Here is a 19804-nt window from a genome sequence, read left to right as displayed (position 1 = left end):
TCCCTCCGTCTCCTCCTTGGGGGCCAGCGTAGGCCCGCTTCCCGCCCGTCCGCGGGCGCTTCGCGTCAAGGGTGCCCGGCGGGTGCGACAGCGGCGTCAACCGAAGGATGGAGACGGGATCGATCCGCCGCTCGATGCGCGTGCGGGGCCGCGGCCGAAGACTTGGCGGAGTGCCGGCGGGACCGCCGGACCAGACCTGAAGGAGCACCAATGCACGCGATCAACCTCCGCAAGCGCCTCGCCGTCGGGGCCGTCGCCGGAATCGCCGTCGTCGGCGGCATCGTGGGCGTCAGCGCCTACGCCGCACCCGGTACCGAGGCCGAGCCGATCGAGGCCGTCGCGGTCGCCGAAGTCCAGGACGAAGGGGTGCGCGGCACCAACGCCCTCACCCACGAGGCGGCCCTCGCGGTCCTCGACGCCGCCCAGGACAAGGCCGCCGAGCTCGACCAGCGCGTCACCGTCGCGATCGTCGACCGCAACGGGAACACGATCGCCATGGTCAAGGGCGACGGCGCGGGCCCGCAGAGCCCCGACTCCGCCGAGGCCAAGGCGTACACGGCCGTCTCGTGGGGCCAGGCCACCAGCGCCCTGACGGAGAACGCCGTCGGCGAGGGCGCCACGGTCGCCGACATCCCCGGGACCCTGTTCCTCGCGGGCGGCGTCCCCGTGGCCTACGACGGCGCCCCGATCGCGGGCATCGGCGTCGGCGGCGCCCCCAGCGGCGACATCGACGAGGAGATCGCCCTCGCGGGCCTCGCGGCGCTCGAAGACCTGGAAGGCTAATGAAGGCGCGCAAGGGGATCGGGCGCAGGCTCGTGCTCGCGGCCGGACTCGGCACGCTGGCCGCCTGCGCGCCGGTCCCCGAACCGCGCGGGCACCGCTCGGCCCGGGAGACCGAGCGGACCGTGCAGCAGGTGCCCGGGAGCGTCGAGGACTGGAGCCGGGAGCTGCTGGAGGCCGCGGGGGCCGGGGACGCCGACGCGGCGGCCCGGCTGCTGGGCCGGGGCGCCGAAGTGGACGTGCGCGACGGGGAGGGCCGCAGCCCGCTCATGCTCGCGGCGCTGGCCGACCACGTGGCGGCGGCGCGGGTGCTCGTGGAGTACGGCGCGGACCCGGACGCGCGGGACGACCTCGGGGACACCCCGTGGGTGACGTGCGGCGTGACCGGGTCGGTCGCGATGATGCACGCGATCCTCGACGCGGGCCCGGACCTGGAGGTCCCGAACCGGCGCGGCGGCAGCCCGCTGCACCCGGCGTCGGAGCGCGGGCACGCCGACTACGTGCGGGAAGTGCTGGCGGCCACCGGGATCGCGGCGTACATCGACCGCGTCAACTACAACGGGTGGACGGCGCTGCTCGAAGCCGTCGCGCTCGGCGACGGCGGGGGGCCGCATCAGGAGATCGCGGCGCTGCTGCTCGACGCGGGCGCGGACGCGTCGATCCGGGACCGCAACGGCCGCACCGCGCTCGACCACGCCCGCGAGCGCGGGTACGGGGTCATCGCGGACCTGCTGGAGAACGTCAGGTGAGGCCGTTGGCCTCGGCGATCGCGAAGATGTCGGCCGGAGTGCCGGACATGATCGCGCGGGCGTGCTCGGTGACGAGCGCGACGGGCCAGTCCCACCAGGCGGCCCGCAGGAGCAGCTCGGTGTCCTCGTCGCTGAAGCGCCTGCGGATCGGCTTGGCGGGGTTGCCGCCCACGATCGTGTAAGGCGCGACGTCCGCGGTGACGACGGCGCCGCTCGCGATGATCGCGCCGTCCCCGACGGTCACACCGGGCATCACGGTGGTGTCGTACCCGAACCAGACGTCGTTGCCGACGGTGGTGTCGCCGCGGCTCTCCACGTTCATGACGATGTCGAGCGTCGACTCGGCCCACTCGCCCCCGAAGATCGCGAACGGGAACGTCGAGACCCCGACCATCGGGTGGTCGGCCCCGGCCATGATGAACCGCGTCCCCGTCGCCAGCGCGCAGTACCTGCCGATCCGCAGCTTCTCCGGCCCGTACGAGTAGAGGACGTTCCGCTCCTCGAACTCGGTGGCCGCGTCCGGGTCGTCGTAGTACGTGTACTCGCCGATCTCGATCTTCTCGGACTCGACGAGCGGCTTCAGGAACACGACGCGCGGCTGCCCGGCCATCGGGTGCAGGACGGTGGGGTCGGGGATCAAGTCGGGTCCTCTCGGTGGGCCCCGGGGGCCGCGGGTGCGGCCCCCGGGATTCAAGCGGTTCCGGCCACGTGGCCGGAGTCGTTAGATGACCTGCCCGGTCTGGGACTGGAAGGAGTCGCCCTGCGGGGTGGTCTCGGTGTAGACGGTGTCGAGGAAGCCGTCGCCGTCGGAGTCGACGAGCGTGGTGTCCGCGACGCCGTCGCCGTCCGAGTCGATCTCGATCTCGTCCACGAGGCCGTCGCCGTCGTAGTCGGTGGCCACGACGTCGGCGTAGCCGTCGCCGTCCGTGTCGGTGACGACCTGGTTGACGTAGCCGTCGCCGTCGGTGTCGTAGGAGACCTGGTCGACCACGCCGTCGCCGTCCGTGTCGGACTCGAAGGTGTCGGCGACGCCGTCGCCGTCGGTGTCGTAGACCGCGGTCTCGAAGGTGCCGTCGCCGTCCATGTCGACGAGGAGCTCGTCGGAGACGCCGTCGCCGTCGTAGTCGACCGCCACGCCGTCGGCCTGGCCGTCGCCGTCGGAGTCGATGTAGGTGACGCCGTCGGCGGTGATGGTGTTGTCGGCGTAGCCGTCGCCGTCCAGGTCGAAGGTCTCCTCGACCGTGACGCCGGGCAGGCCGCCGTAGCTCTCGTCCTCGGTCGTGTACTCGTCCTCGACGCCGGCGTCGGTCTCGTCCGGGGTCACGTCGTACTCGCTCATGGTGCTCATCCTCCGCTTGAATGTGTGCTTGGGTTGCTGAGGACGACTCTACGAGGGCCGGGGGTCCCCAGAATCCCCAGAGTGTGCCAACCGCACCATTGATTCGCCCGGCGGATTCAGGCGGCGGCGCGCGCGAGCCGGAGCTGGCCGATCTCGGCGGCGTTCTTCATCAGCTCGGCGTTGACCCATGCGGCCAGGTGCGCGACCGTGAGTCCGGCGTCGGCGGGCCAGGGGTACGCGGAGGGCGCGTCCAGGTCGGCGTCGGTGAGTCCGTCGAGGACCGCGACCCAGTCGTCGCGGTGGCCGCGGAGCCATTCGACGGCGGCGCCGGGGCCGGGCCACCTGACGTCGGCGCGGTCGACCGTCTCGCGGCCGCGGACGTGCGCGGCGGCGGTGGACCACCACCAGCCGAGGTGCCAGGTGAGCCAGGCGATCGTGGGGACCGGGACGGGGTCGGGCTCGGTGTCGGCCCAGTCGGGCTCCCAGCCGTCGGCGGCCGGATGGAGCGTCCAGGTCAGAGCGGCGGGCTCCCACAGGAAGTCGTCGTCTTCGAGGCGCTCCAGGTGGTACTCGAAGAGGGCCCAGGTGAGCTCGAACTGCCAGCGGAGCAGGCCGGTGCGGTCGGTCGGTGCAGCGTCGGACATCGGCCGATCCTCGCATGCGGCAAGGATTCCCGCAAACCGGAAATCCGGGGCGCCGACTGAGTCGGCGCCCCGGTCCGGGCGGGTCAGGCGGTGCCGGTGACGGTGCCGCCGTTCTCGGTGATCGTGTAGGTCGCGGTCGCGCCGCTGTAGAAGTGGAAGGTCAGGGTGACGGGGCGGCCGTCGGTGACCGCGGCCAGGAACTCAGGGGTCAGGACGAGGGTGCCCGCGGCGTAGTCGGGCCGGAAGTTCGACCAGAACTCCTGGTAGGACGTCCAGGTGGCGGTCCCGGCGTTGGTGCCGTCGTCGTACTTCGCCTCCATGGTGGCGAGCGTGTCGCCCTTGAACTGGGTGGGGATCGCGAAGGACGAGGACGGGCCGGTAGCGCTCGACAGGACCGGCGTATCGGAGGTGACGACCTTGACGCGCCAGGGGACGCCCGCGGAGAAGCGCGCTTCGAGCTGGGCGTTCACGCCGTAGGCGCGGTCCCCGGCGAGGCGGGTGAGCGCGGCGGCGGTGAAGGTGAGGGTGTCGCCGGAGACGGTGTAGTCGGCGCCTTCGGCGAGCTTCGTGGACCCGTGCCACACGCCCTGGAAGTCGAGGCCGTTGCGGTTGAGCGTCAACGACTTCGACACGATGGTGCCGGTGCGCGGGAGGTAGACCGAGTCGAACGAGGCCGTCCCGGACCGGGTGGTCACACCGGACGCGAAGTACTCGTACATGTGCTGGTCGCGCCATTGCAGCGTGCTGCGGTCGAGGAACTGGCCCGCGTCCCACAGCATCGTGGTGACGCCCTTGTCGCGGGCCTGGTACTCGGCGGCCTCGAAGAACTTGAGGAGTTCGCCGCTCTGGTGGACGCCGGGCCGGTTGTGGTCGTAGTTGAGGACGGCCCACTCCCCCATGACGACCGGCACGCCGTCGGCGACGAACGTGTCGTGGACGCGCTGGAACGTGCCGACGAGGTCGGCCTCCACTTCGGCGTTGTAACTGGTGAACCCGGCGATGTTGACGCTGAAGGGCCAGAAGCCGTAGAAGTGGATCGTCGCCGCGACCATCGGGTCGTCCAGGCCGTCGATGGTGGCCTTGAGGGCGTCGAGGCGGGGCTGCTCGGCGTTGGTGACGAGCGTCGGGAGCACCAGGAGCCGGTCGGCGTTGCCGCCGCCGGAGCCGCGCACGATCTCGTGGAAGACGAGGTTGAGCTCCTCGGTGAGGGCGTCGCCCGCGGCGCCTTCGGACCCGGTGAACTGCGGCTCGTTGACGCTCTCGAAGGAGAGTTCCGCGGGGTAGTCCTGGAACCGGTCGGCGATCTGGGTCCACAGTGCCTCGTACTTGGCGAGCACGTTGTCGTGGTCGGTGCCGAGGGCGTTGAGCCACATCCACGAGTCGTGGTGGACGTTGAGGAGCACTTGGAGATCCTCCTCCAGGGCCCAGTCGATGACCTGGGCGACGCGGTCCATGCGGGCGGGGTCCACGGTGTAGGCCGGGCCGGGGCCCATGTACTCGTCCCACGTGACGGGCAGGCGGATCGAGTTGAAGCCCTGGGACTTGACGTGCGCGAGCAGCTCCTGCGTGATGAGCGGGTTGCCCCAGGCGGTCTCGCCGCCGAGCGCGTCGAGGGTGTTGCCGACGTTCCAGCCCGGCTGCATGGCCGCGACCTGGTCCATCGCGGAGGCGCCACCGGTCGGGGGCGGGGTGGTGGTGGGCTCGGCGACGCCGCCGTCGCAGGTGCGGCCGTTGAGCTTGAACGCGGACGGGACCGGGTTGGTCCCGGACCAGGAGCCGTTGAAGCCGAAGGAGACCGAGCCGCCGGTGCCGATGGCGGGGTTGTAGCCCGCGTCCTTGGCCGAGACGTCGTCGCCCGCGGCGGTCACGGTGGCGTTCCACGCCTGGGTGACGCGCTGGCCGGCGCCGAAGGTCCAGGCGAGGGTCCAGCCGTCGACCGGGTCGCCGAGGTTGGTGACGACGGCGTTCGCGGTGAACCCGCCAGGCCACTGGGCGGTGACGCGGTAGTCGACCGTGCAGCCCTGGGCCGCTTGGGCACTGGTGGCGCCGACGATGCCCGCGGCCAGGACCGCGAGCACGGCGGCGGCGACGGCGGTCAGGCGCAGGCGCGCTCTTCTGAGGGATTGCAGGTGCACGTGGTTCTCCTTGCCGGGTAAGGGATCGTGCGGGAGTCTCGAATCGACGATACTAAATATGTCAGTCGAGTGTCAATTAGCGGCTGCGGCGGTGCCCGGCGGCGGCCGTCTAGAATGCGCGGGTGCCCCCTGACGCCGAACGCGCCCTGCGCGCCGACGCCGCGCGCAATGTGAAGCGGCTCTTGGACGCCGCGCGCGCCGTCTTCGCCGAGCAGGGCCCCGACGCGCCCCTGGAGGCCGTCGCCGAGCGCGCCGGGGTCGGCGTGCGGACCCTGTTCCGGCACTTCCCGCACAAGGAGGCGCTGGTCCGCGCGGCCTTGCGGCAGACCGTCACCGAGCGGCTCCCGCCGATCCTGTACCGCACCCCGGACTTCGACCCGCGCGCCGCGATCCAGGTGGTCATGGAGGCCGTGCTCGTGATCGTCGAGCGCGAGCGCAACACCCTTGCGGCCGCGGCGAACCCGGCCGCGCTCACCGCGGAGGTCATCGAGCCCGCGCGGGCCCCGCTCGCCGCCCTCGCCGAGCAGGCCAAGGCCGCCGGGACGATGCGGCCCGACGTCACCGGCGACGACGTGGCCCGCGTCCTCGGCCTGCTCACGAACGTCCTGTGGGTCATGCCCGAAGGGGACGACGGCTGGCGCCGCTACCTGGTGCTCGTGCTCGACGCGTTCGACCCGGGCGGGGCCTCCCCGCTGCCGCCGCCGACCTAGACGATCTCCAGGTTCGCCATCATCCCCATGTCCTCGTGCTCGGCGTTGTGGCAGTGGAAGAGGTACCGGCCCCGGTAGCCGTCGAAGCGGGTGACGATCTCGGCCGACTCCCCCGGGCGCAGCGCGATCGTGTCCTTGAGCCCGGCGTCGTGCGCCAGCGGCGCGCCTCCGCCGCGCGAGAGGACCCGGAAGCCCACGAGGTGCAGGTGGACGGGGTGGTGGACGTCGGCGACGAGCCGCCACACCTCCACGTCGCCGAGGCGGGCCGTGACGTCGGCGCGGGCCGGGTCGAACGGGAGGCCGTCGATGAGCCAGCCGTGCCGCCCGTCGTCCATGCGGCCCGTGCGGAACGCGAGGTCGCGGACCACGGCCGCGTCCGCGCGGTCCCACTCGGGGAGGTCGTCGGCGAGGGTCTCGGGGATCGCGGCCGCAGTGCCCTCGCGGGCGATGCGGAACCGCATGACGTCGGCGGTGCCGCCGGTCCCGAGCCGGTTGCGCAGGCGCACCGCCGAGCCGACCGGGAGGCCGCCGAAGTCCACGAGCAGGTCGTAGCGTTCGGCAGGCGCGATCGGCAGCCGCCCGTGGCGCACGGGCGCGGCCAGGAGGCCCTGGTCGGCGCCGATCTGCACCAGCGGGACCGTGCGGCCGTCGTCGGCGACCGCTTCGAGCTCGTAGTGCCTCGCGTTGGAGGCGTTGAGGACCCGCAGCCGGTAGAGACCGGTGTCCACCTCGTGCTCGGGCCAGGGCGCGCCGTTGACGAGGACCACGTCGCCGAGGACGCCCGCAAGGAAGGACTCGGTGACCCCGTGCTCGCCGGTGAGGCTCGGGTCGACCGAGGGGTAGACGAGCTGGCCGTCCTCGTCGAAGGCCCGGTCGGCGATCATCAGCGGCAGTTCGCGGTCGCCCCTCGGCAGGTCGAGGGCGTCCTCGACGTCGTCGCGCACGAGGTGGATCCCGGCGAGGCCGCGCCAGATCGCGGGAGCGGTGAAGTCCATGCGGTGGTCGTGGTACCAGAGCATCGCGGCGCGCTGGTCGAGCGGGAACCCGTACTCGCGCTGGAGGTTCGACACCGCGGCGCGGTCGTCGGCCATGGAGTGGCCCGCGTGCCCGGTCCAGCCGCCGGGGAGCACCAGGTCGGTCGGGTAGCCGTCGGAGGCGGCGGGGGTGCGGCCGCCGTGGAGGTGGAGCACGGTGGGGACCGGGAGTTCGTTGCGGTGCAGCACCGTCGTGTGGCGCCCGCGCCGCGACTCGATCGTGGGGCCGGGGAAGACGCCGCCGTAGGTCCACAGCCGCGTCGCGAACCCCGGGACGATCTCGGCCTCGGCCTCCTGCTGCACCAGCTCGTACCGGTCGCCGTCCGCAGTGGACGCGACGGGCGCGAGCACGGGCGGGATCGGCAGCGGGACGGTGAACGGCTCGGGCAGCGGCACGGCGCTGTGCAGCCGGTCCCCGGTCTCGGCGGGGCGGCGGGCCCAGGCCGCTGAGAGGGCGATCCCGCCCGCCGCGACGGCGCCGATCCCGGCCCCGATCCCCAGTGCCCGGCGCCGCGAGACCGGCGCGCTCCACTCACCCATCGGCCCGGACCTCCCTGCGGCGCCGGGGAAGCGGACGCCGCCACACCGCCGCGAACATCCCGGCGATCCCGGCGACCAGCGCGACCCCGAGCGGGAAGTGCAGCCACAGCGCGCCTTCCGTGCCCGCGACGTACTGCGCGGTCACCCCGGCCACGAGCGCCAGGGAGGTCCAGAACGGCCACGCCCGGCGCGCCCGGACCCATACGGCGATCGCGGCGCCGAGGTGGACGATCGCGAGGTAGGACACCAGGTCGGCGCCGCGCACGTGCCAGGCGAGCCCGTCGAAGTCGCCGCTCAGGAACACCCCGGCGAACACCGGCTGCGCGAACCCCGCGACCAGGTACGCCGTGGACACGCCCCGCAGGACCCACCCGCTGACGGCGGTCCGCTCCACCGGCGGACCCGGCGGCGCGGGTGCCGCGTGCGGTGCGTCGATCGTCGTTTCTCGTTGCATGGCACCAAGGTTATGACCGCACGGTTAAGTCATCAAAGACCAATATCGCTATGCTGTTATGACCCGAACGGCATGAGGAGCGCCCGTGGACCTGAACACCCTGCGCCAGTTCCTGGCGGTCGCCCGCCTGGAGCACCTCTCGGGCGCCGCCGCCGAACTGCGCGTCGCCCAGCCGTCATTGAGCCGCAGCATCGCCCGGCTGGAAGCCGAACTCGGCGCGCCCCTGTTCGACCGCGCGGGCCGCTTGCAGCTCAACGACACCGGACGCCTCTTCCGCGACCACGTCGAGCGCGCCATCGGCGAACTGGAGGCCGGGCGCCGCGCGGTCGCCGAGTCCCTCAGCGGCGTCGCGGGCAGCGTGCGCCTCGCCTCGGAGACGTTCCTGCCCCTGACCGGACCGCTCACGGCGTTCACCACCGCGCACCCCGACGTCGAGCTCCACCTCCACCAGATGGCGCCCGCCGAGATGGAGCGCGCCCTCCTCGCGCAGGAGGTGGACCTGTGCCTGGCCTCGCAGCCGGTCACGGCCCTGCGCACCGGGTCGGCCGTGGTCGCGGTCGAACCGGTCTGGCTCGCCACCCCGCCGGGCCACCGCTTCGCGGCCGCGGGGCGCGTGTCCGTCGAGGACCTCGCCGACGAGCCGTTCGTCACGACCCGGCCCGGCCAATGGCAGCGCCGCCTCCTCGACCGGCTCTTCGCCGACCGCAACCGCGAGCCGCGGATCGTCTGCGAGACCGACGAGCCCGCCGCCACGTTCGCGCTCGTCAGCGCCGGCATCGGCGTGTGCCTGTTCCCGGACATCGCCCGGACCACCTGGACCATCCCGGACGTCGCCTGGACGGCCATCGACGACCCGCACTGCAACCGGACCCTCAGCCTCCACTGGACCGACGGCGACCGCCTCCCCGCCGCCGCCCGCCTCATGCGGGCGCAGATCCTCGAATGGAACTGGGCCGGAATCTGAGCGCCGGGCCGAGCGGGCCCGCCGCTCCTTGCGGCCGGTCCCCTACGGCCGCAGGTCGACCACCCCCTTGCCGGTGGCGATGTCGAAGGGCACCGACACCTGGTCGTGCGCGATCCGCCACTCCCCCGCCGACTTCACGAGGCAGAAGGTCGCCCGCACCCACATGCCCTCGGTGACCGCGCCGTTCTTCAGCTTCCCGCTGAGCCGCCCGAAGCCGTGTCCGAACGCGACCGTCTCGTCCACGGTGAGCCGCAGGTCCCGCAGCTCGTAGTCCACTTCGGCGAACACGGCGAACACGTTCGCCCAGTTCCTCAGCTTCGCGTCCACCCCGACGTGCTGGAGCGGCGGCTCGACGTCGAAGGACACCACGTCCTCTTCGTACAGCCGCCCGAGCGCGTCGAGGTCCTTGGCGCGCAACCCCTCCACGATCGATCCGATCCGCTCCCGGATCGCCGCCTCTTCCGCCTCGCGCTGCTTGCTCATCGTCCTGTTCCCTTCCTCCGGCCGACTGATCGCCTTCGGAACAATGACGGGACAGCCTCCCCGAATGTGACATCTCCGGACGGAGACCTGGAACACGTCCCCGATCCGGGCAACCCGGCCCGCCCCCGCCCGCCTATGAACATCGCCGGGCCCCGCATCCACCGACGCACCAGGGCACGGCGCCCCCGCACCCGTCATCCGAGAGAGGCCGAATGAAGAGCAAGGAGCAGCAGGAGGCCGAGTTCCGGTCGTTCACGCAGGCTCACCGCGGCACCCTGCGACGGCAGGCGTACCTGCTGTCGGGGGACTGGTTCGAGGCCGACGACATCGTCCAGAAGGCACTCGCCAAGGCGTTCTCCGTGTGGCGGCGCGTGGACCCGGTCGGCGCGCCCGCGTACGTGCGCCGGATCGTCGTCAACACGTACCTGTCCCACCGGCGCCTGGCCTGGGTCAGGCGCGAGCGCACCGACGACGACCTGCCCGACCGGCCCGCGGGCCACCCGCAGGAGGACGTGGACGTGAAGCTCGCGGTCGTCGCGGCGCTCGACCGGCTCCCGGCGCGGCAGCGCGCGACGCTCGTCCTCCGCTACTGGGAGGACCTGTCGGTCGAGGACACCGCCGCGGCCATGGGCTGCACCGCCGGGACCGTGAAGAGCCAGTGCGCCAAGGGACTCGCGAAGATGCGCGGCCTCCTCGCCGAATCCGAACCCGTCAGGGCCTGACCGAAAGGAAGCGCGACCGATGCACCAGCACGACGACCCCGCGACAATGCTCCGGCGGGCACGGCCCGACACGGACGCCGAGGACGCCCCGCTCGACCTCGACGCGGTCTTCAAGGCGGGCTACCGCGCCCGCCGCCGCTCCCGGGCCCTTGTCGGCGGCGGCGCCACCGCCGCGGTCGCGGGCCTGGCCGCCGTCCTCGTCCTCTCCCTGGGCGGCGCCCCCGCCCCCCAGGAGTACCCGGCGGGCGACGGCTTCGACTTCGACCCGGCGACGGCCGGGTACTCCGGCCCGGCCCCCGACGTCTGGGACCAGCGCCAGCCCGCTCTGGACGAGTCCCTCCGCGACGCCTTCGGCGGCCTCGCGGTCGACTCGGGCTTCCTGGACGAGGGCCGGCTCGACTACGACCGGCCCTCCGACGACGAGATCCGCGCCGCGATGGACGAGGGCGCCGGCTACTACTCCGCGCTCAGCGAACTCGGCTACCACGACCTGCCGCTCCAGTTCGGACCCTGGAACGACACCGGCAACTCCGGCCAGGTCTACCTGCGCGGCCTGATCGCCCGCGACGGCGACGAGGAGGCCGAGCAGACCTCCTTCACCGTCAACGCGCTGGCGCCCGGCGGCTGGACCGCCGAGCCCGGGCCGACCGGCGACGTCGCGTTCCCGCAGCACCTCATCTCGGACGAGGCGTCGTGGACCGGCGACGCGCCCGAGTTCACCACCGAGGAGCTGGACGACGGCCGCACGCTGATGACCGCCGACCACGGTTGCGCCCTGGAGGCCGCGGTCGTATACCCAAACGGCTCCGCGCTGCGGTCCTCATGGGACCTCGACTGCGAGGGCCAGGGCCGCGAGATGGCGGTGGAGGACCTGCGGGACGCGATGCTCGCCATGCCGCAGATCGAGTACGACACCAGCGAACTCGTGCCGGTGGACGAACTGCTCGACATCCCCGCGGGCTGGCCCTACGACGAGGCGTGGCCGGGCGCGGCCCGGGACGACATGCAGGCCAGCATGGACGCGATCGCGGAAGTGCTCGACGCCGCGTACCCAGGCGTCGAACTGCGCTCCGCCGACGCGGTCCAGCGCGGCATCATGTCCGGACCGGTCCGCCGCGACTACGACGGCACGTTCGCGCTGCCGCTGGCCGACGACGCGGGCTACGCGGTGACCGCGAACGTCGTGTACACGCTCCCGGGCGGCTGGCTGCCGGGCCTCCCGCCGCCCACGACCGGCTCCGACCCGTACCTCCTCAGCTGCGACGACGGCGACGACAAGGACGACATCTGCGAGGAGACCGAGGTCGACGGCCGCACCGTCGCCACCCGCGTCTTCGACATCGGGGACTCCCACTCCTACTGGGTCGCGGTCTTCGATCCCGACGGCTGGGCGGTCACGTTCTCCACCAACTTCGAGGGCGAGATCGACGGCTACGGCCTGGAGGACGTCATCGAACTCGCGGCGGCCCTGCCCGCGCCCGTCTACGACCCCGCCGAGTACGACCGCTAGGGCGCGGCCCAGCGCAGCAGGCGCACGGTGGTGACCGCGGGGGTCGGGAGGCCGTCGAGGGCCGTGAACTCAAGGTCGAGCCGCGACCCGTCGCGCTCGGCCTTGAGTCCGCCGGGCACGCGGTAGTCGAGGTCGAAGGACTCGTCGCCGCCGTCCCAGCGCTCTTCGGCGACGAGCACGCCGCCGAGGCGCACCGCGACGGCCGCGGGGCCGTCGAGACGGTACCCGATCCGCAGCCCGCGGGCCTGGGCCTCCGGGTCCTTGAGCGTGACGGCCATCGTCGCGGCGGTCGAGCGGGAGCGGCGGCCGTCGGCGCCGGTGTGGACCTGCGTGTCGTCCCCGCGGAAGGCGTGGTCGCTCTCGGGCTGCTGCTCGCCGAACGCGACCTGGTCGACGGTCATGCGGTCGAGCGCGAGGGACCCCAGGTCGGAGGCGGCGAGCTCGGCCCTGCGTTCGGCGGTCCGGGACGGCTCGGCGACGGGCCAGTAGACGGTGTACCTGGCGTCGTGGAGGCCGTTGAACGGCTCCAGTTCCACCGATCCGACCGGGTCGGCGGTGGCGAGCCGGTAGCGGAGCGGCGCAACGGGCTCCAGGACGTCTTCGGCGGGCAGGTCGGCGACGATCGGGACGTCGCCGAGGCCCAGGAGCGGGCCGTGGGCGACGTGGCCCATGCGGGAGTCGTCGGCGAGGAGGCCGTCGAGGTGCCCGGTGCCGTTGCGGGCGGCGAGGAGCACGGGCCCGGCGAAGTACGCCTGCCAGGGCGAGCCGTCGGGCAGGCGCTCGGCCCGGACCGGGGTGAGGAGCCCGAACGCGACCACGTCGCCCTTGCTCCAGGTGCGTTCGATGAGGACGGCGCCCGGTTCGGTCGTCGTGTCGACGGGTTCGCCGTTGACGCGCAGGTCGGCGAGGCCGTCGCTCCAGCCGGGCACGCGCAGGCGGAGGGTGTAGCGGCGCGGCTCGTCCAGGTCGAACCAGACCGTCACGCTCGCACTGGAGGGGAAGCGGGTCTGGACCCGGATGCGGCCGCCGAACTCGGGCGCGTCGAGCTGTGCGGGGAGGTACAGGTTGACCGCCAGCGCGCCGTCGTGCTCGCCGAAGACGAGTTCGCCGTACTTGGCCTGCGCTTCGATGCCGGTGCCGACGCAGCACCACATGCTGGTGTGGGGCTGGGAGTAGACGCGGTAGTGGCGGGGGCGCATGGGGGTGAAGTAGACGAGGCCGCCGTGGCCGGGGTGCTGGGAGGCGAGCTGGTGGTTGTAGGCGGCGCGCTCGGCGAAGTCGAGGTGGGCGGGTTCGAGGCGGGTCTCCGCGAGGCGGCGGGTCAGTTCGAGCATGTTGTAGGTGTTGCAGGTCTCGGGGCCTTCGCGGTCCTCGATCATGGCGGTGAAGTCGTCGGCGGCGTGGAAGTGCTCGCGGACGGAGTTGCCGCCGAGGGCGACGGAGCGGTGCTCCACGACCTGGTGCCAGAAGTGGCGGGCGGCGGCTTCGAGGGCGGGGTCGCCGGTGGCGGCCGCGGTGGCGGCGTACCCGACGGCCTTGGGGATCTGGGTGTTGGCGTGGCGGCCGGTGAGGTCGTCGCGGCCCTGGAGGAGGGGGTCGAGGATCGCGCGGTGGGAGAAGCGGCGGGCCATGGCGGCGTAGTCGGCGCGGCCGGTGAGGGCGGCGAGGTCGGCGTACGCCTCGTTCATGCCGCCGAACTCGGTGTCGAGCATGGCCTCGAACGCGTCGTCGTCCATGGTCTCGGCGATGTCGAGCCACCAGTCGGCGAGGCGCAGGACCACGCTGAGGGCCTGCTCGTGGCCGAGGGCGGCGTGGGCGTCGATGAGGCCCGCGAAGGTCTTGTGCAGGTTGTACCAGGGGACCCAGTGGTCGCTGGAGCCGAGCGTGCGCACGCCGGCGCCGCCGCGGAGGCCCTCGAAGAGCGCGGCGCCGCCGGGGACGCCGCCGACGTAGCCGGTGCCGAGGTGGTCCTGGGCGCGGGCGAGTTCGGTGACCATGCGGTCGAGGCGTTCGCGGGGCTCGGGTTCGCCGGTGGCGGCGGCGAGGAGGGCCAGCGCGGAGAGGTAGTGGCCGCCGATGTGGCCGTCGAGGCCGGAGTCCTCCCAGTTGCCGTAGCCGGGGGCGGCGGGTTCGAGTCCGGCTTCGCGGAGGAAGGGGGCGAGGAGGCGGTCGGGGTCCATGGCGAGGACGTAGGCGAGGTCGGTGTCCAGTGCCCGCTTGAACGGGCCGTCCAGCAGCGTGACTCGGGTGAGCGGGAAGGCGTGCATCGGACCCCTTGGATGTGTACCGGTAAATCTGCGTTGCCAATCTACCCGAGGGGCGCGGCCGGGGCGCACAAGGAAAGGCCCCCGTCCCACCAGACGGAGGCCCAGGTTCTTCAGTGGTTCGCTATTGGGGTCGTTCGATGTGGTCGCCCGCGGTGTCCTGGGTCGCGGCGGTGGCGTGGTCGGCGACGCCCGCGGTCAGGCCGGCGACCGCCAATGCCAGGGCGGCGGCCGCGATGATCCTGCGGCGGTACGGGTGGCGCATCTTGAACGCGTGGTCGGGTCGGTGCTGCATCGGCTCTGAGTTCCCTCGTCGATGGCTGGCCCGGGGGCCGTCCGGTGGGGACGGGGCACGGGCTTCGCGTGATCGGAAATGGTGGGTCCGCGTGGGAGGCGGGGATCGGCCGGGCGGCGCTGGGCGCGCGTCCGGCTATCGCATCAGAGGTCGACAGAGGGCGCTTGCGGCGCCCATCTGGTCGATGGCGCGCCGCCGGGTGAGTCGTACGGCGGTTCGCATGGCTCGACCATACCAGGACCCCCATCGAGGGGGTAGGAGTTCTTGCATGGTGGGACGATTGCGGACATCCCACGCAAAGGGTTCCAGCTGGGGAGACGGGTGACCGGGCGACCCCTGACTTTCGTCAGGGGCAGATCCCGACTTTCTTCCGATGGCAGCAGGTCAGGGCCGCAATAACGTTCACCGGGTACTCGTCCAGAACGGAGCCACCCAAGTGGAACGCAAGGCCCTCAACCTCATCGGAGCCGCGCTCGCGGCCGCCGCGGTCATCGCCGCATCGGCCTCCCCGGCGCACGCCGAGACCGCCCCCGACCCCGAGGCGTACGACGCCTACCTGACCGACCTCGTGGAGGCCACCGGCGTGCCGGGCCTGTCCGCGGTCGTCACCCACGGCGCGGAGACCGTCTTCGCCGCCGGGTACGGCGAGGACTCGAACGGCGACCCGGTCACCGAGCGCACGCCGATGCGCGTCGCCTCGGTGTCGAAGTCCTTCACCGCCATGGCCGTCATGATCCTCGTGGAGGAGGGCGCGATCGAGCTCGACGGCCCGGTGGCCGGGCAGCTCCCCGAGTTCGCGATGGCCGACCCGCGGGCCGGGGAGGTGACGGTCCGCCAGCTCCTCGACCAGACCTCCGGGTTCAGCGACACGAGCATCGACGTCACCGAGCTGGACGACGCGGGCTCCTTGGAGGAGTACGTGTCCCGCCTCGCGGACGACTCGCTCGCGGCCGACCCGGGCACCGACTGGGCGTACTGCAACGCCAACCTGAACGTCGCGGCCCGCCTGGTCGAGGTCGCCTCGGGGCAGTCGTTCGCGGACTTCATGAGCGAGCGGGTCTTCACGCCGCTCGGCATGGAGGACAGCGCGACCCGCGACGAGGACGTCATGCCGGGCCTGGGCTACAACTCGCTGTACGGGTGGTGGATCCCCCGCGAGGAGGCCCCCGGGTTCCTCGATAATTCGGGCAGCGGCGGCATCATCACCAGCGCCGCCGACATGGGGCGGTGGCTCGCCAGCCAGAACGGCGAAGGCGTGCAGCTCGTCAGCGCCGAGGGCCTCGAAACCATGCACACCCCCTCGGCGGTCGAGGACTACGGGATGGGCTGGGGCGTCGAAGCCGACGGGACGCTGAACCACTCGGGGAACCTCATGACCTACAACTCGGTCGAGTGGATCGACCCCGCCACCGGGTACGGCATCGCGGTGATGAGCACCGGCGCCGGCCTCGCCGACGTCACCTGGGGCGCCATGGAGGGCCTGGCCGCGATCACCGAGGGCGGCACGCCCGCAGAGCCCTCGCGCGACGGGCAGGTCTACGAGCTGGTGCTCCTGCTGGCGGCGCTGGCCGCGATCGGACTCGGGGTCCTCGGGGTGGTCCGCTCGCGCCGCTGGGCCGAGAAGCGGGCCGGGCGCAAGGTCTGGCGGACCGCGCTGCGGATGGTCCCGGTGCTGATCCCGGCGGTCGTGTTCGCGGCCTTCCCCGCGGCGGTCTCGTTCATCTCCAACGGCCGCACGATCCCCTGGAACCAGATGTTCTACTTCGCACTGCCGCTCACGCTGACGCTGATGGCGGCGGCCGTGGCAGGGGTCGCGGTCGCGGCCGCCCGGGCGTGGAGGCTCAAGTCGGTAGGCTCGGCGACGTGATCTACGGGGCAGGGCTGGCGCTCATCGCGGCCGCGGCGATGGTGAACGGCGTCGACACGGTGCTGCTGCCGGCCTGGCGGCAGGGGGCGTTCGCGGTGCTGGCCCTGCTCGCGTACCTGTACGGACGGCGGGTGGACTTCCGCTACGGCGCGCACCTGCTGCTGGTCGCCGCGGCGCTGACGGTGCCGGTCATGTTCGCCGACCGCGGCGAGGGCGTCACCATGTTCATGGTCCTGGGCGCGTTCGTGATGCTGCCGTGGTTCGGCGGCCGGTACCGGCGCCAGCAGGTCGAACTGCTCAAGGCCGAGCAGGAGCGGACCGCGCGGCTCGAACGCGAGCAGGACCTCGTGGCCGAGCGGGCGCAGGCCGTGGAGCGGGCCCGGATCGCCGCGGACCTGCACGACTCGGTCGGCCACGACCTGGCGCTCATCGCCCTGCGGGCCGGGGCCCTGGAGCTGGCGCCGGACCTGCCCGAGCGGCACCGGGAGGCCGCGGCCGCGTTGCGCACCAACGCGGTCGAGGCCACCGACCGGCTCCGGCAGTCCCTCGGGATGCTCCGCGAGGAGGCCGCGCCGGTCGCACCGGTCGACGAACCCGTGCGGGAGCTCGTGGCAAGAGCGGCAGAAGCGGGCCTGGAGGTACGGCTCGACGGCGGCGACGAGGTGTTCGGACCGCTCGTGGACCGGGCCGTCTACCGGGTCGTGCAGGAGGCGCTCACCAACGCCGCCAAGCACTCCCCGGGCGCGGCGGTCGCGGTCCTGATCGAACGGGAGGACGGAGCGGTGCTGGTGCGGGTGTTGGACACGGGGGGCGCGGCGGTGCCGCGGCTGGAGCCGGGCGGCTCGGGGCTGGCGGCGCTGGCCGAGCGGGTGCGGCTGCTCGGCGGGTCGTTCAGTGCGGGGCGGCGCGGCGGCGGGTTCGCCGTGGAGGCCCGGATGCCGTTGCAGGGGGAGCGATGATCAGAGTGCTGCTGGCCGACGACGAGGCCGTGATCCGGGCAGGGGTCGCCGCGATCCTGGCGAGCGATCCCGAGGTCGAGGTGGTCGCGGAGGCCGGGGACGGCGCGGAGGCCGTGGAGCTGGTGCGGAAGCACCGGCCCGACGTGGCGGTCCTCGACATCCGGATGCCGCGGCTCGACGGGCTGTCGGCGGCGGTCGAGATCCGCGGCGTCGCACCGGCGACCGCGGTGGTCATGCTGACGACGTTCGACGAGGACGAGTACGTGATGCGCGCGCTCGGGGAGGGCGCGAGCGGGTTCATGCTCAAGGCGGCCGACCCGCGGGAGCTGATCTTCGGGATCAAGGCCGTCGCCGAGGGCGCCGCGTACCTGTCCCCCAGGATCGCCCACCGCGTCATCGCGAAGATGGGCGCGGCCGGGTTCGACCGGCCCACACCGGAGAAGGAGCGGATCGCGGGCCTGACCCCGCGGGAGCGGGAGGTCCTCGGGCTGCTCGGGGAGGGCATGTCCAACTACGAGATCGGCAAGCGGCTCTACATGTCCGAGGGCACCGTCAAAGGCCACATGACGGCGATCTTCACGCGCCTCGGCATCCGCAACCGGGTGCAGGCGGCGGTCCTCGCCTACGAGGCGGGCCTGGTGGCCCGCCCCTGAGGCGAAGTGAGCGGCTAGCGCTGGAGTTCGGCCTCGATGGCCTTGCGGAGCGCCGGGTCGTCGGGGGCGACCGTGGGGGCGAAGCGGGCGGCGACCTCGCCGTTGCGGTCGATGAGGAACTTCTCGAAGTTCCACTGGACCTCCGCGTCGGCGTCGGCCTTGCCCTCGATGACCGGGCGGCGGGCGATGAGCTCGGTGTAGAGCGGGTGGCGGGTCTCGCCCGCGACGCTGATCTTCGCCATGAGCGGGAACGTGACCGCGTACCGGACCGAGCAGAACTCGGCGATCTCCTCGTCGGTGCCGGGCTCCTGGCCCATGAAGTCGTTCGCGGGGAAGCCGAGGACCGTGAAGCCGCGGTCGCGGTACTCCTCGTACGCGGCCTGGAGGCCCTCGTACTGCGGGGTCAGGCCGCACTTCGAGGCGGTGTTCACGATCAGGACCACGTCGCCGAGGTGGTCGTCGAGGACCGCCGCGGTGCCGTCGTTGCGGTTGAAGCCGATCGTGCCCAGGTCCTGTCCCATGGGTCCCCCTCCGTCGTCGCCGTTGCTCCGGCAAACCTACCCGCCGGGCGTCCGGTGCGGGGACGCCCGGCGGGCAAGGGTCGGGCGGGATCAGGTGCGGGCGATGGCGATGCCAGTGTTGCTCCGAGCGCCTGCCTCGTAGAACATGTAGAGGCGGCCGCCCTCTTCGGCGAAGCTCGGCGCGGCCGCGCGGGTGGCCTGCGGTTCCGTGTAGAGGACCCCCAGGTGGTCCTCGCGGTCGAAGCTGGTGCCGACGTACGCGACGCGGATGCGGCCGTCGCCTCCGTGGTAGACGACGTGGCCGCCGCCGTTGCGCCCCCAGTAGTGGGCGCCCGAGAGCTGGCCCTCCTCCCCCGCTCCGGGCGAGATGAGCGGCTCCTGCCTGAACTGCCAGCCCGAGGTCAGCGAGTGCGACCAGCCGATGAAGATCTTCCGGGTCCCGGCCTGGGCGCCCATGAACAGCATGATGTACATGCCGGACTTGGTCGGGTGCGGGAAGACCCGCGCGTACGACGCCTCGGTGACGTTCGACGGGAGCATCGAGGTGTGGAGGACCGTGCCCACGTAGGTGAACGAGCGGCCGTCGGTGGAGGTGGCGACGCGGGTGGTGCGGTTGTCGCCGTGGAAGTACAGGTACATCTTCCCGTCGGCGGCGTTCCAGTACGCGTGCGGGCTGGAGACGTGCGGGACGGAGAAGTGGCCGTTCCAGTTCCGGTCGATGATCGGGTTCGCCGAGTACTCCTTCCAGGGCCCGGCGAGGGAGTCGGCGTAGGCGAGGCAGATGCCGCCCGGGTCGTCGTGGGGCGCGTAGTACATGTACCAGTTGCCCAGCGGGTTGCGGACCTTCCCGGCGACGTTCCGGACCGAGGGGAAGATGATCTCCTTCCGGGCCGGCGCGTAGCTCAGCGTGGACTTGTCCAGCGCCGCACCGAGGCGGGTGAACGTGGGGAAGCCGGGGACGGCGGCCGCGGCGGGGGCGGCGCCGATCGCCGCGGTCGTGCCGAGGGCGGCGGCCCCCAGCAGCAGGCCGCGGCGGCCGAAGGCGGCCCGCGGTTCGGAAGCCATGACGCACTCCTGTCCGGCCCGCGCGGTCGCGCCGCGCTCGGGCGGTGCAGGGGCACCGCGGCGGGCCTTTGGAGGAAGAGTGTCCGTTCCGGGACGAACGGCAGTCAAGATGATAA

General features: G+C 72.7%; 20 protein-coding genes. 9 read left to right on the top strand and 11 right to left on the bottom strand.

The genetic code is table 11. The annotated features are described in order from the left end of the window. Positions 1–210 precede the first annotated feature (210 nt). The gene (locus tag AB0A65_RS19410; protein WP_359952961.1) at positions 211–783 is read left to right on the top strand and encodes a heme-binding protein; all 573 of its coding nucleotides are present in this window, start codon (positions 211–213) and stop codon (positions 781–783) included. Continuing rightward, complete coding sequence (locus AB0A65_RS19405; RefSeq protein ID WP_359952959.1) at positions 783–1529, top strand: ankyrin repeat domain-containing protein; 747 nt, start codon at positions 783–785, stop codon at positions 1527–1529. The genes AB0A65_RS19410 and AB0A65_RS19405 overlap by 1 nt, the downstream gene beginning before the upstream one ends. On the opposite strand, the gene AB0A65_RS19400 is transcribed toward AB0A65_RS19405, so the two are convergent. From AB0A65_RS19400 to AB0A65_RS19385, 4 genes are all read right to left on the bottom strand, one after another. Next, positions 1522–2169, bottom strand: a complete 648-nt coding sequence (locus tag AB0A65_RS19400) for a CatB-related O-acetyltransferase (protein ID WP_359952957.1) — start codon at positions 2167–2169, stop codon at positions 1522–1524. The genes AB0A65_RS19405 and AB0A65_RS19400 overlap by 8 nt on opposite strands. Before the next feature lie 81 nt (positions 2170–2250). Then, positions 2251–2868: a hypothetical protein gene (locus AB0A65_RS19395; RefSeq protein WP_359952955.1), complete on the bottom strand. Its 618-nt coding sequence runs from the start codon at positions 2866–2868 to the stop codon at positions 2251–2253. A 116-nt stretch (positions 2869–2984) separates the two neighbouring features. Continuing rightward, entirely contained in the window at positions 2985–3512 is a 528-nt protein-coding gene (locus tag AB0A65_RS19390) for a DinB family protein (RefSeq protein ID WP_359952953.1), read from the bottom strand. Between the two features lie 83 nt (positions 3513–3595). Next, entirely contained in the window at positions 3596–5647 is a 2052-nt protein-coding gene (locus tag AB0A65_RS19385) for a cellulase family glycosylhydrolase (RefSeq protein WP_359952951.1), read from the bottom strand. Between the two features lie 122 nt (positions 5648–5769). On the opposite strand from AB0A65_RS19385, the gene AB0A65_RS19380 reads away from it, so the two are divergent. Further along, positions 5770–6357: a helix-turn-helix domain-containing protein gene (locus AB0A65_RS19380; protein WP_359952950.1), complete on the top strand. Its 588-nt coding sequence runs from the start codon at positions 5770–5772 to the stop codon at positions 6355–6357. Here AB0A65_RS19380 and AB0A65_RS19375 read toward each other — a convergent pair. Together AB0A65_RS19375 and AB0A65_RS19370 are read right to left on the bottom strand one after the other, a co-directional pair. Beyond that, on the bottom strand, positions 6354–7931 hold the full coding sequence (locus tag AB0A65_RS19375; protein ID WP_359952948.1) for a multicopper oxidase domain-containing protein: 1578 nt from the start codon (positions 7929–7931) through the stop codon (positions 6354–6356). The genes AB0A65_RS19380 and AB0A65_RS19375 overlap by 4 nt on opposite strands. Further along, entirely contained in the window at positions 7924–8385 is a 462-nt protein-coding gene (locus AB0A65_RS19370; RefSeq protein ID WP_359952946.1) for a hypothetical protein, read from the bottom strand. The genes AB0A65_RS19375 and AB0A65_RS19370 overlap by 8 nt, the downstream gene beginning before the upstream one ends. Before the next feature lie 85 nt (positions 8386–8470). On the opposite strand from AB0A65_RS19370, the gene AB0A65_RS19365 reads away from it, so the two are divergent. Beyond that, complete coding sequence (locus AB0A65_RS19365; protein ID WP_359952945.1) at positions 8471–9349, top strand: LysR substrate-binding domain-containing protein; 879 nt, start codon at positions 8471–8473, stop codon at positions 9347–9349. 42 nt (positions 9350–9391) lie between these two features. On the opposite strand, the gene AB0A65_RS19360 is transcribed toward AB0A65_RS19365, so the two are convergent. Next, positions 9392–9832 carry a nuclear transport factor 2 family protein gene (locus AB0A65_RS19360; protein ID WP_359952943.1) on the bottom strand — a complete coding sequence of 147 codons (441 nt, stop codon included), beginning with the start codon at positions 9830–9832 and terminating at the stop codon, positions 9392–9394. Between the two features lie 212 nt (positions 9833–10044). Here AB0A65_RS19360 and AB0A65_RS19355 point away from each other — a divergent pair, with 212 nt between their 5' ends. Both AB0A65_RS19355 and AB0A65_RS19350 read left to right on the top strand, forming a co-directional pair. After that, positions 10045–10554: a SigE family RNA polymerase sigma factor gene (locus AB0A65_RS19355; RefSeq protein WP_359952941.1), complete on the top strand. Its 510-nt coding sequence runs from the start codon at positions 10045–10047 to the stop codon at positions 10552–10554. Between the two features lie 19 nt (positions 10555–10573). Further along, on the top strand, positions 10574–12064 hold the full coding sequence (locus AB0A65_RS19350) for a hypothetical protein (protein ID WP_359952940.1): 1491 nt from the start codon (positions 10574–10576) through the stop codon (positions 12062–12064). Here AB0A65_RS19350 and AB0A65_RS19345 read toward each other — a convergent pair. Together AB0A65_RS19345 and AB0A65_RS19340 are read right to left on the bottom strand one after the other, a co-directional pair. After that, positions 12061–14331, bottom strand: a complete 2271-nt coding sequence (locus AB0A65_RS19345; protein ID WP_359952938.1) for a beta-L-arabinofuranosidase domain-containing protein — start codon at positions 14329–14331, stop codon at positions 12061–12063. The two genes, AB0A65_RS19350 and AB0A65_RS19345, sit on opposite strands and share 4 nt — an antisense overlap. Before the next feature lie 121 nt (positions 14332–14452). After that, positions 14453–14623 carry a hypothetical protein gene (locus AB0A65_RS19340; protein WP_359952937.1) on the bottom strand — a complete coding sequence of 57 codons (171 nt, stop codon included), beginning with the start codon at positions 14621–14623 and terminating at the stop codon, positions 14453–14455. 436 nt (positions 14624–15059) lie between these two features. Here AB0A65_RS19340 and AB0A65_RS19335 point away from each other — a divergent pair, with 436 nt between their 5' ends. The 3 genes from AB0A65_RS19335 to AB0A65_RS19325 are packed head-to-tail and all read left to right on the top strand — an operon-like array spanning position 15060 to position 18102. Then, positions 15060–16490, top strand: a complete 1431-nt coding sequence (locus AB0A65_RS19335; RefSeq protein WP_359952935.1) for a serine hydrolase domain-containing protein — start codon at positions 15060–15062, stop codon at positions 16488–16490. Then, a complete protein-coding gene (locus AB0A65_RS19330) occupies positions 16487–17449 on the top strand; it encodes a histidine kinase (RefSeq protein WP_359952933.1) in 963 nt (320 codons plus the stop codon). The genes AB0A65_RS19335 and AB0A65_RS19330 overlap by 4 nt, the downstream gene beginning before the upstream one ends. After that, on the top strand, positions 17446–18102 hold the full coding sequence (locus AB0A65_RS19325) for a response regulator transcription factor (RefSeq protein ID WP_359952931.1): 657 nt from the start codon (positions 17446–17448) through the stop codon (positions 18100–18102). Before AB0A65_RS19330 ends, AB0A65_RS19325 begins: the two co-directional genes overlap by 4 nt. Positions 18103–18116: 14 nt before the next feature. Here the strand turns inward: AB0A65_RS19325 and AB0A65_RS19320 are convergent, their stop codons facing one another. Then, positions 18117–18623: a glutathione peroxidase gene (locus AB0A65_RS19320; RefSeq protein WP_359952930.1), complete on the bottom strand. Its 507-nt coding sequence runs from the start codon at positions 18621–18623 to the stop codon at positions 18117–18119. Between the two features lie 90 nt (positions 18624–18713). Next, complete coding sequence (locus tag AB0A65_RS19315) at positions 18714–19688, bottom strand: hypothetical protein (RefSeq protein ID WP_359952928.1); 975 nt, start codon at positions 19686–19688, stop codon at positions 18714–18716. Positions 19689–19804 lie beyond the last annotated feature (116 nt).

Origin of the sequence: Glycomyces sp. NPDC047010 (assembly GCF_040644205.1) — a bacterium.
Classification (GTDB): domain Bacteria; phylum Actinomycetota; class Actinomycetes; order Mycobacteriales; family Micromonosporaceae; genus Glycomyces.
Note: the sequence above shows the minus strand (reverse complement) of the source record. Positions and strands in the feature narration are given on the sequence as shown.

Excerpts from the sequence above, each read along its gene's own strand:
- AB0A65_RS19340 (WP_359952937.1), bottom strand. The coding sequence starts at position 14,623 with ATGCAGCACCGACCCGACCACGCGTTCAAGATGCGCCACCCGTACCGC.
- AB0A65_RS19350 (WP_359952940.1), top strand. The coding sequence starts at position 10,574 with ATGCACCAGCACGACGACCCCGCGACAATGCTCCGGCGGGCACGGCCC.
- AB0A65_RS19315 (WP_359952928.1), bottom strand. The coding sequence starts at position 19,688 with ATGGCTTCCGAACCGCGGGCCGCCTTCGGCCGCCGCGGCCTGCTGCTG.
- AB0A65_RS19360 (WP_359952943.1), bottom strand. The coding sequence starts at position 9,832 with ATGAGCAAGCAGCGCGAGGCGGAAGAGGCGGCGATCCGGGAGCGGATC.
- AB0A65_RS19345 (WP_359952938.1), bottom strand. The coding sequence starts at position 14,331 with ATGCACGCCTTCCCGCTCACCCGAGTCACGCTGCTGGACGGCCCGTTC.
- AB0A65_RS19395 (WP_359952955.1), bottom strand. The coding sequence starts at position 2,868 with ATGAGCGAGTACGACGTGACCCCGGACGAGACCGACGCCGGCGTCGAG.
- AB0A65_RS19405 (WP_359952959.1), top strand. The coding sequence starts at position 783 with ATGAAGGCGCGCAAGGGGATCGGGCGCAGGCTCGTGCTCGCGGCCGGA.
- AB0A65_RS19325 (WP_359952931.1), top strand. The coding sequence starts at position 17,446 with ATGATCAGAGTGCTGCTGGCCGACGACGAGGCCGTGATCCGGGCAGGG.
- AB0A65_RS19320 (WP_359952930.1), bottom strand. The coding sequence starts at position 18,623 with ATGGGACAGGACCTGGGCACGATCGGCTTCAACCGCAACGACGGCACC.
- AB0A65_RS19355 (WP_359952941.1), top strand. The coding sequence starts at position 10,045 with ATGAAGAGCAAGGAGCAGCAGGAGGCCGAGTTCCGGTCGTTCACGCAG.
- AB0A65_RS19375 (WP_359952948.1), bottom strand. The coding sequence starts at position 7,931 with ATGGGTGAGTGGAGCGCGCCGGTCTCGCGGCGCCGGGCACTGGGGATC.
- AB0A65_RS19390 (WP_359952953.1), bottom strand. The coding sequence starts at position 3,512 with ATGTCCGACGCTGCACCGACCGACCGCACCGGCCTGCTCCGCTGGCAG.
- AB0A65_RS19410 (WP_359952961.1), top strand. The coding sequence starts at position 211 with ATGCACGCGATCAACCTCCGCAAGCGCCTCGCCGTCGGGGCCGTCGCC.
- AB0A65_RS19370 (WP_359952946.1), bottom strand. The coding sequence starts at position 8,385 with ATGCAACGAGAAACGACGATCGACGCACCGCACGCGGCACCCGCGCCG.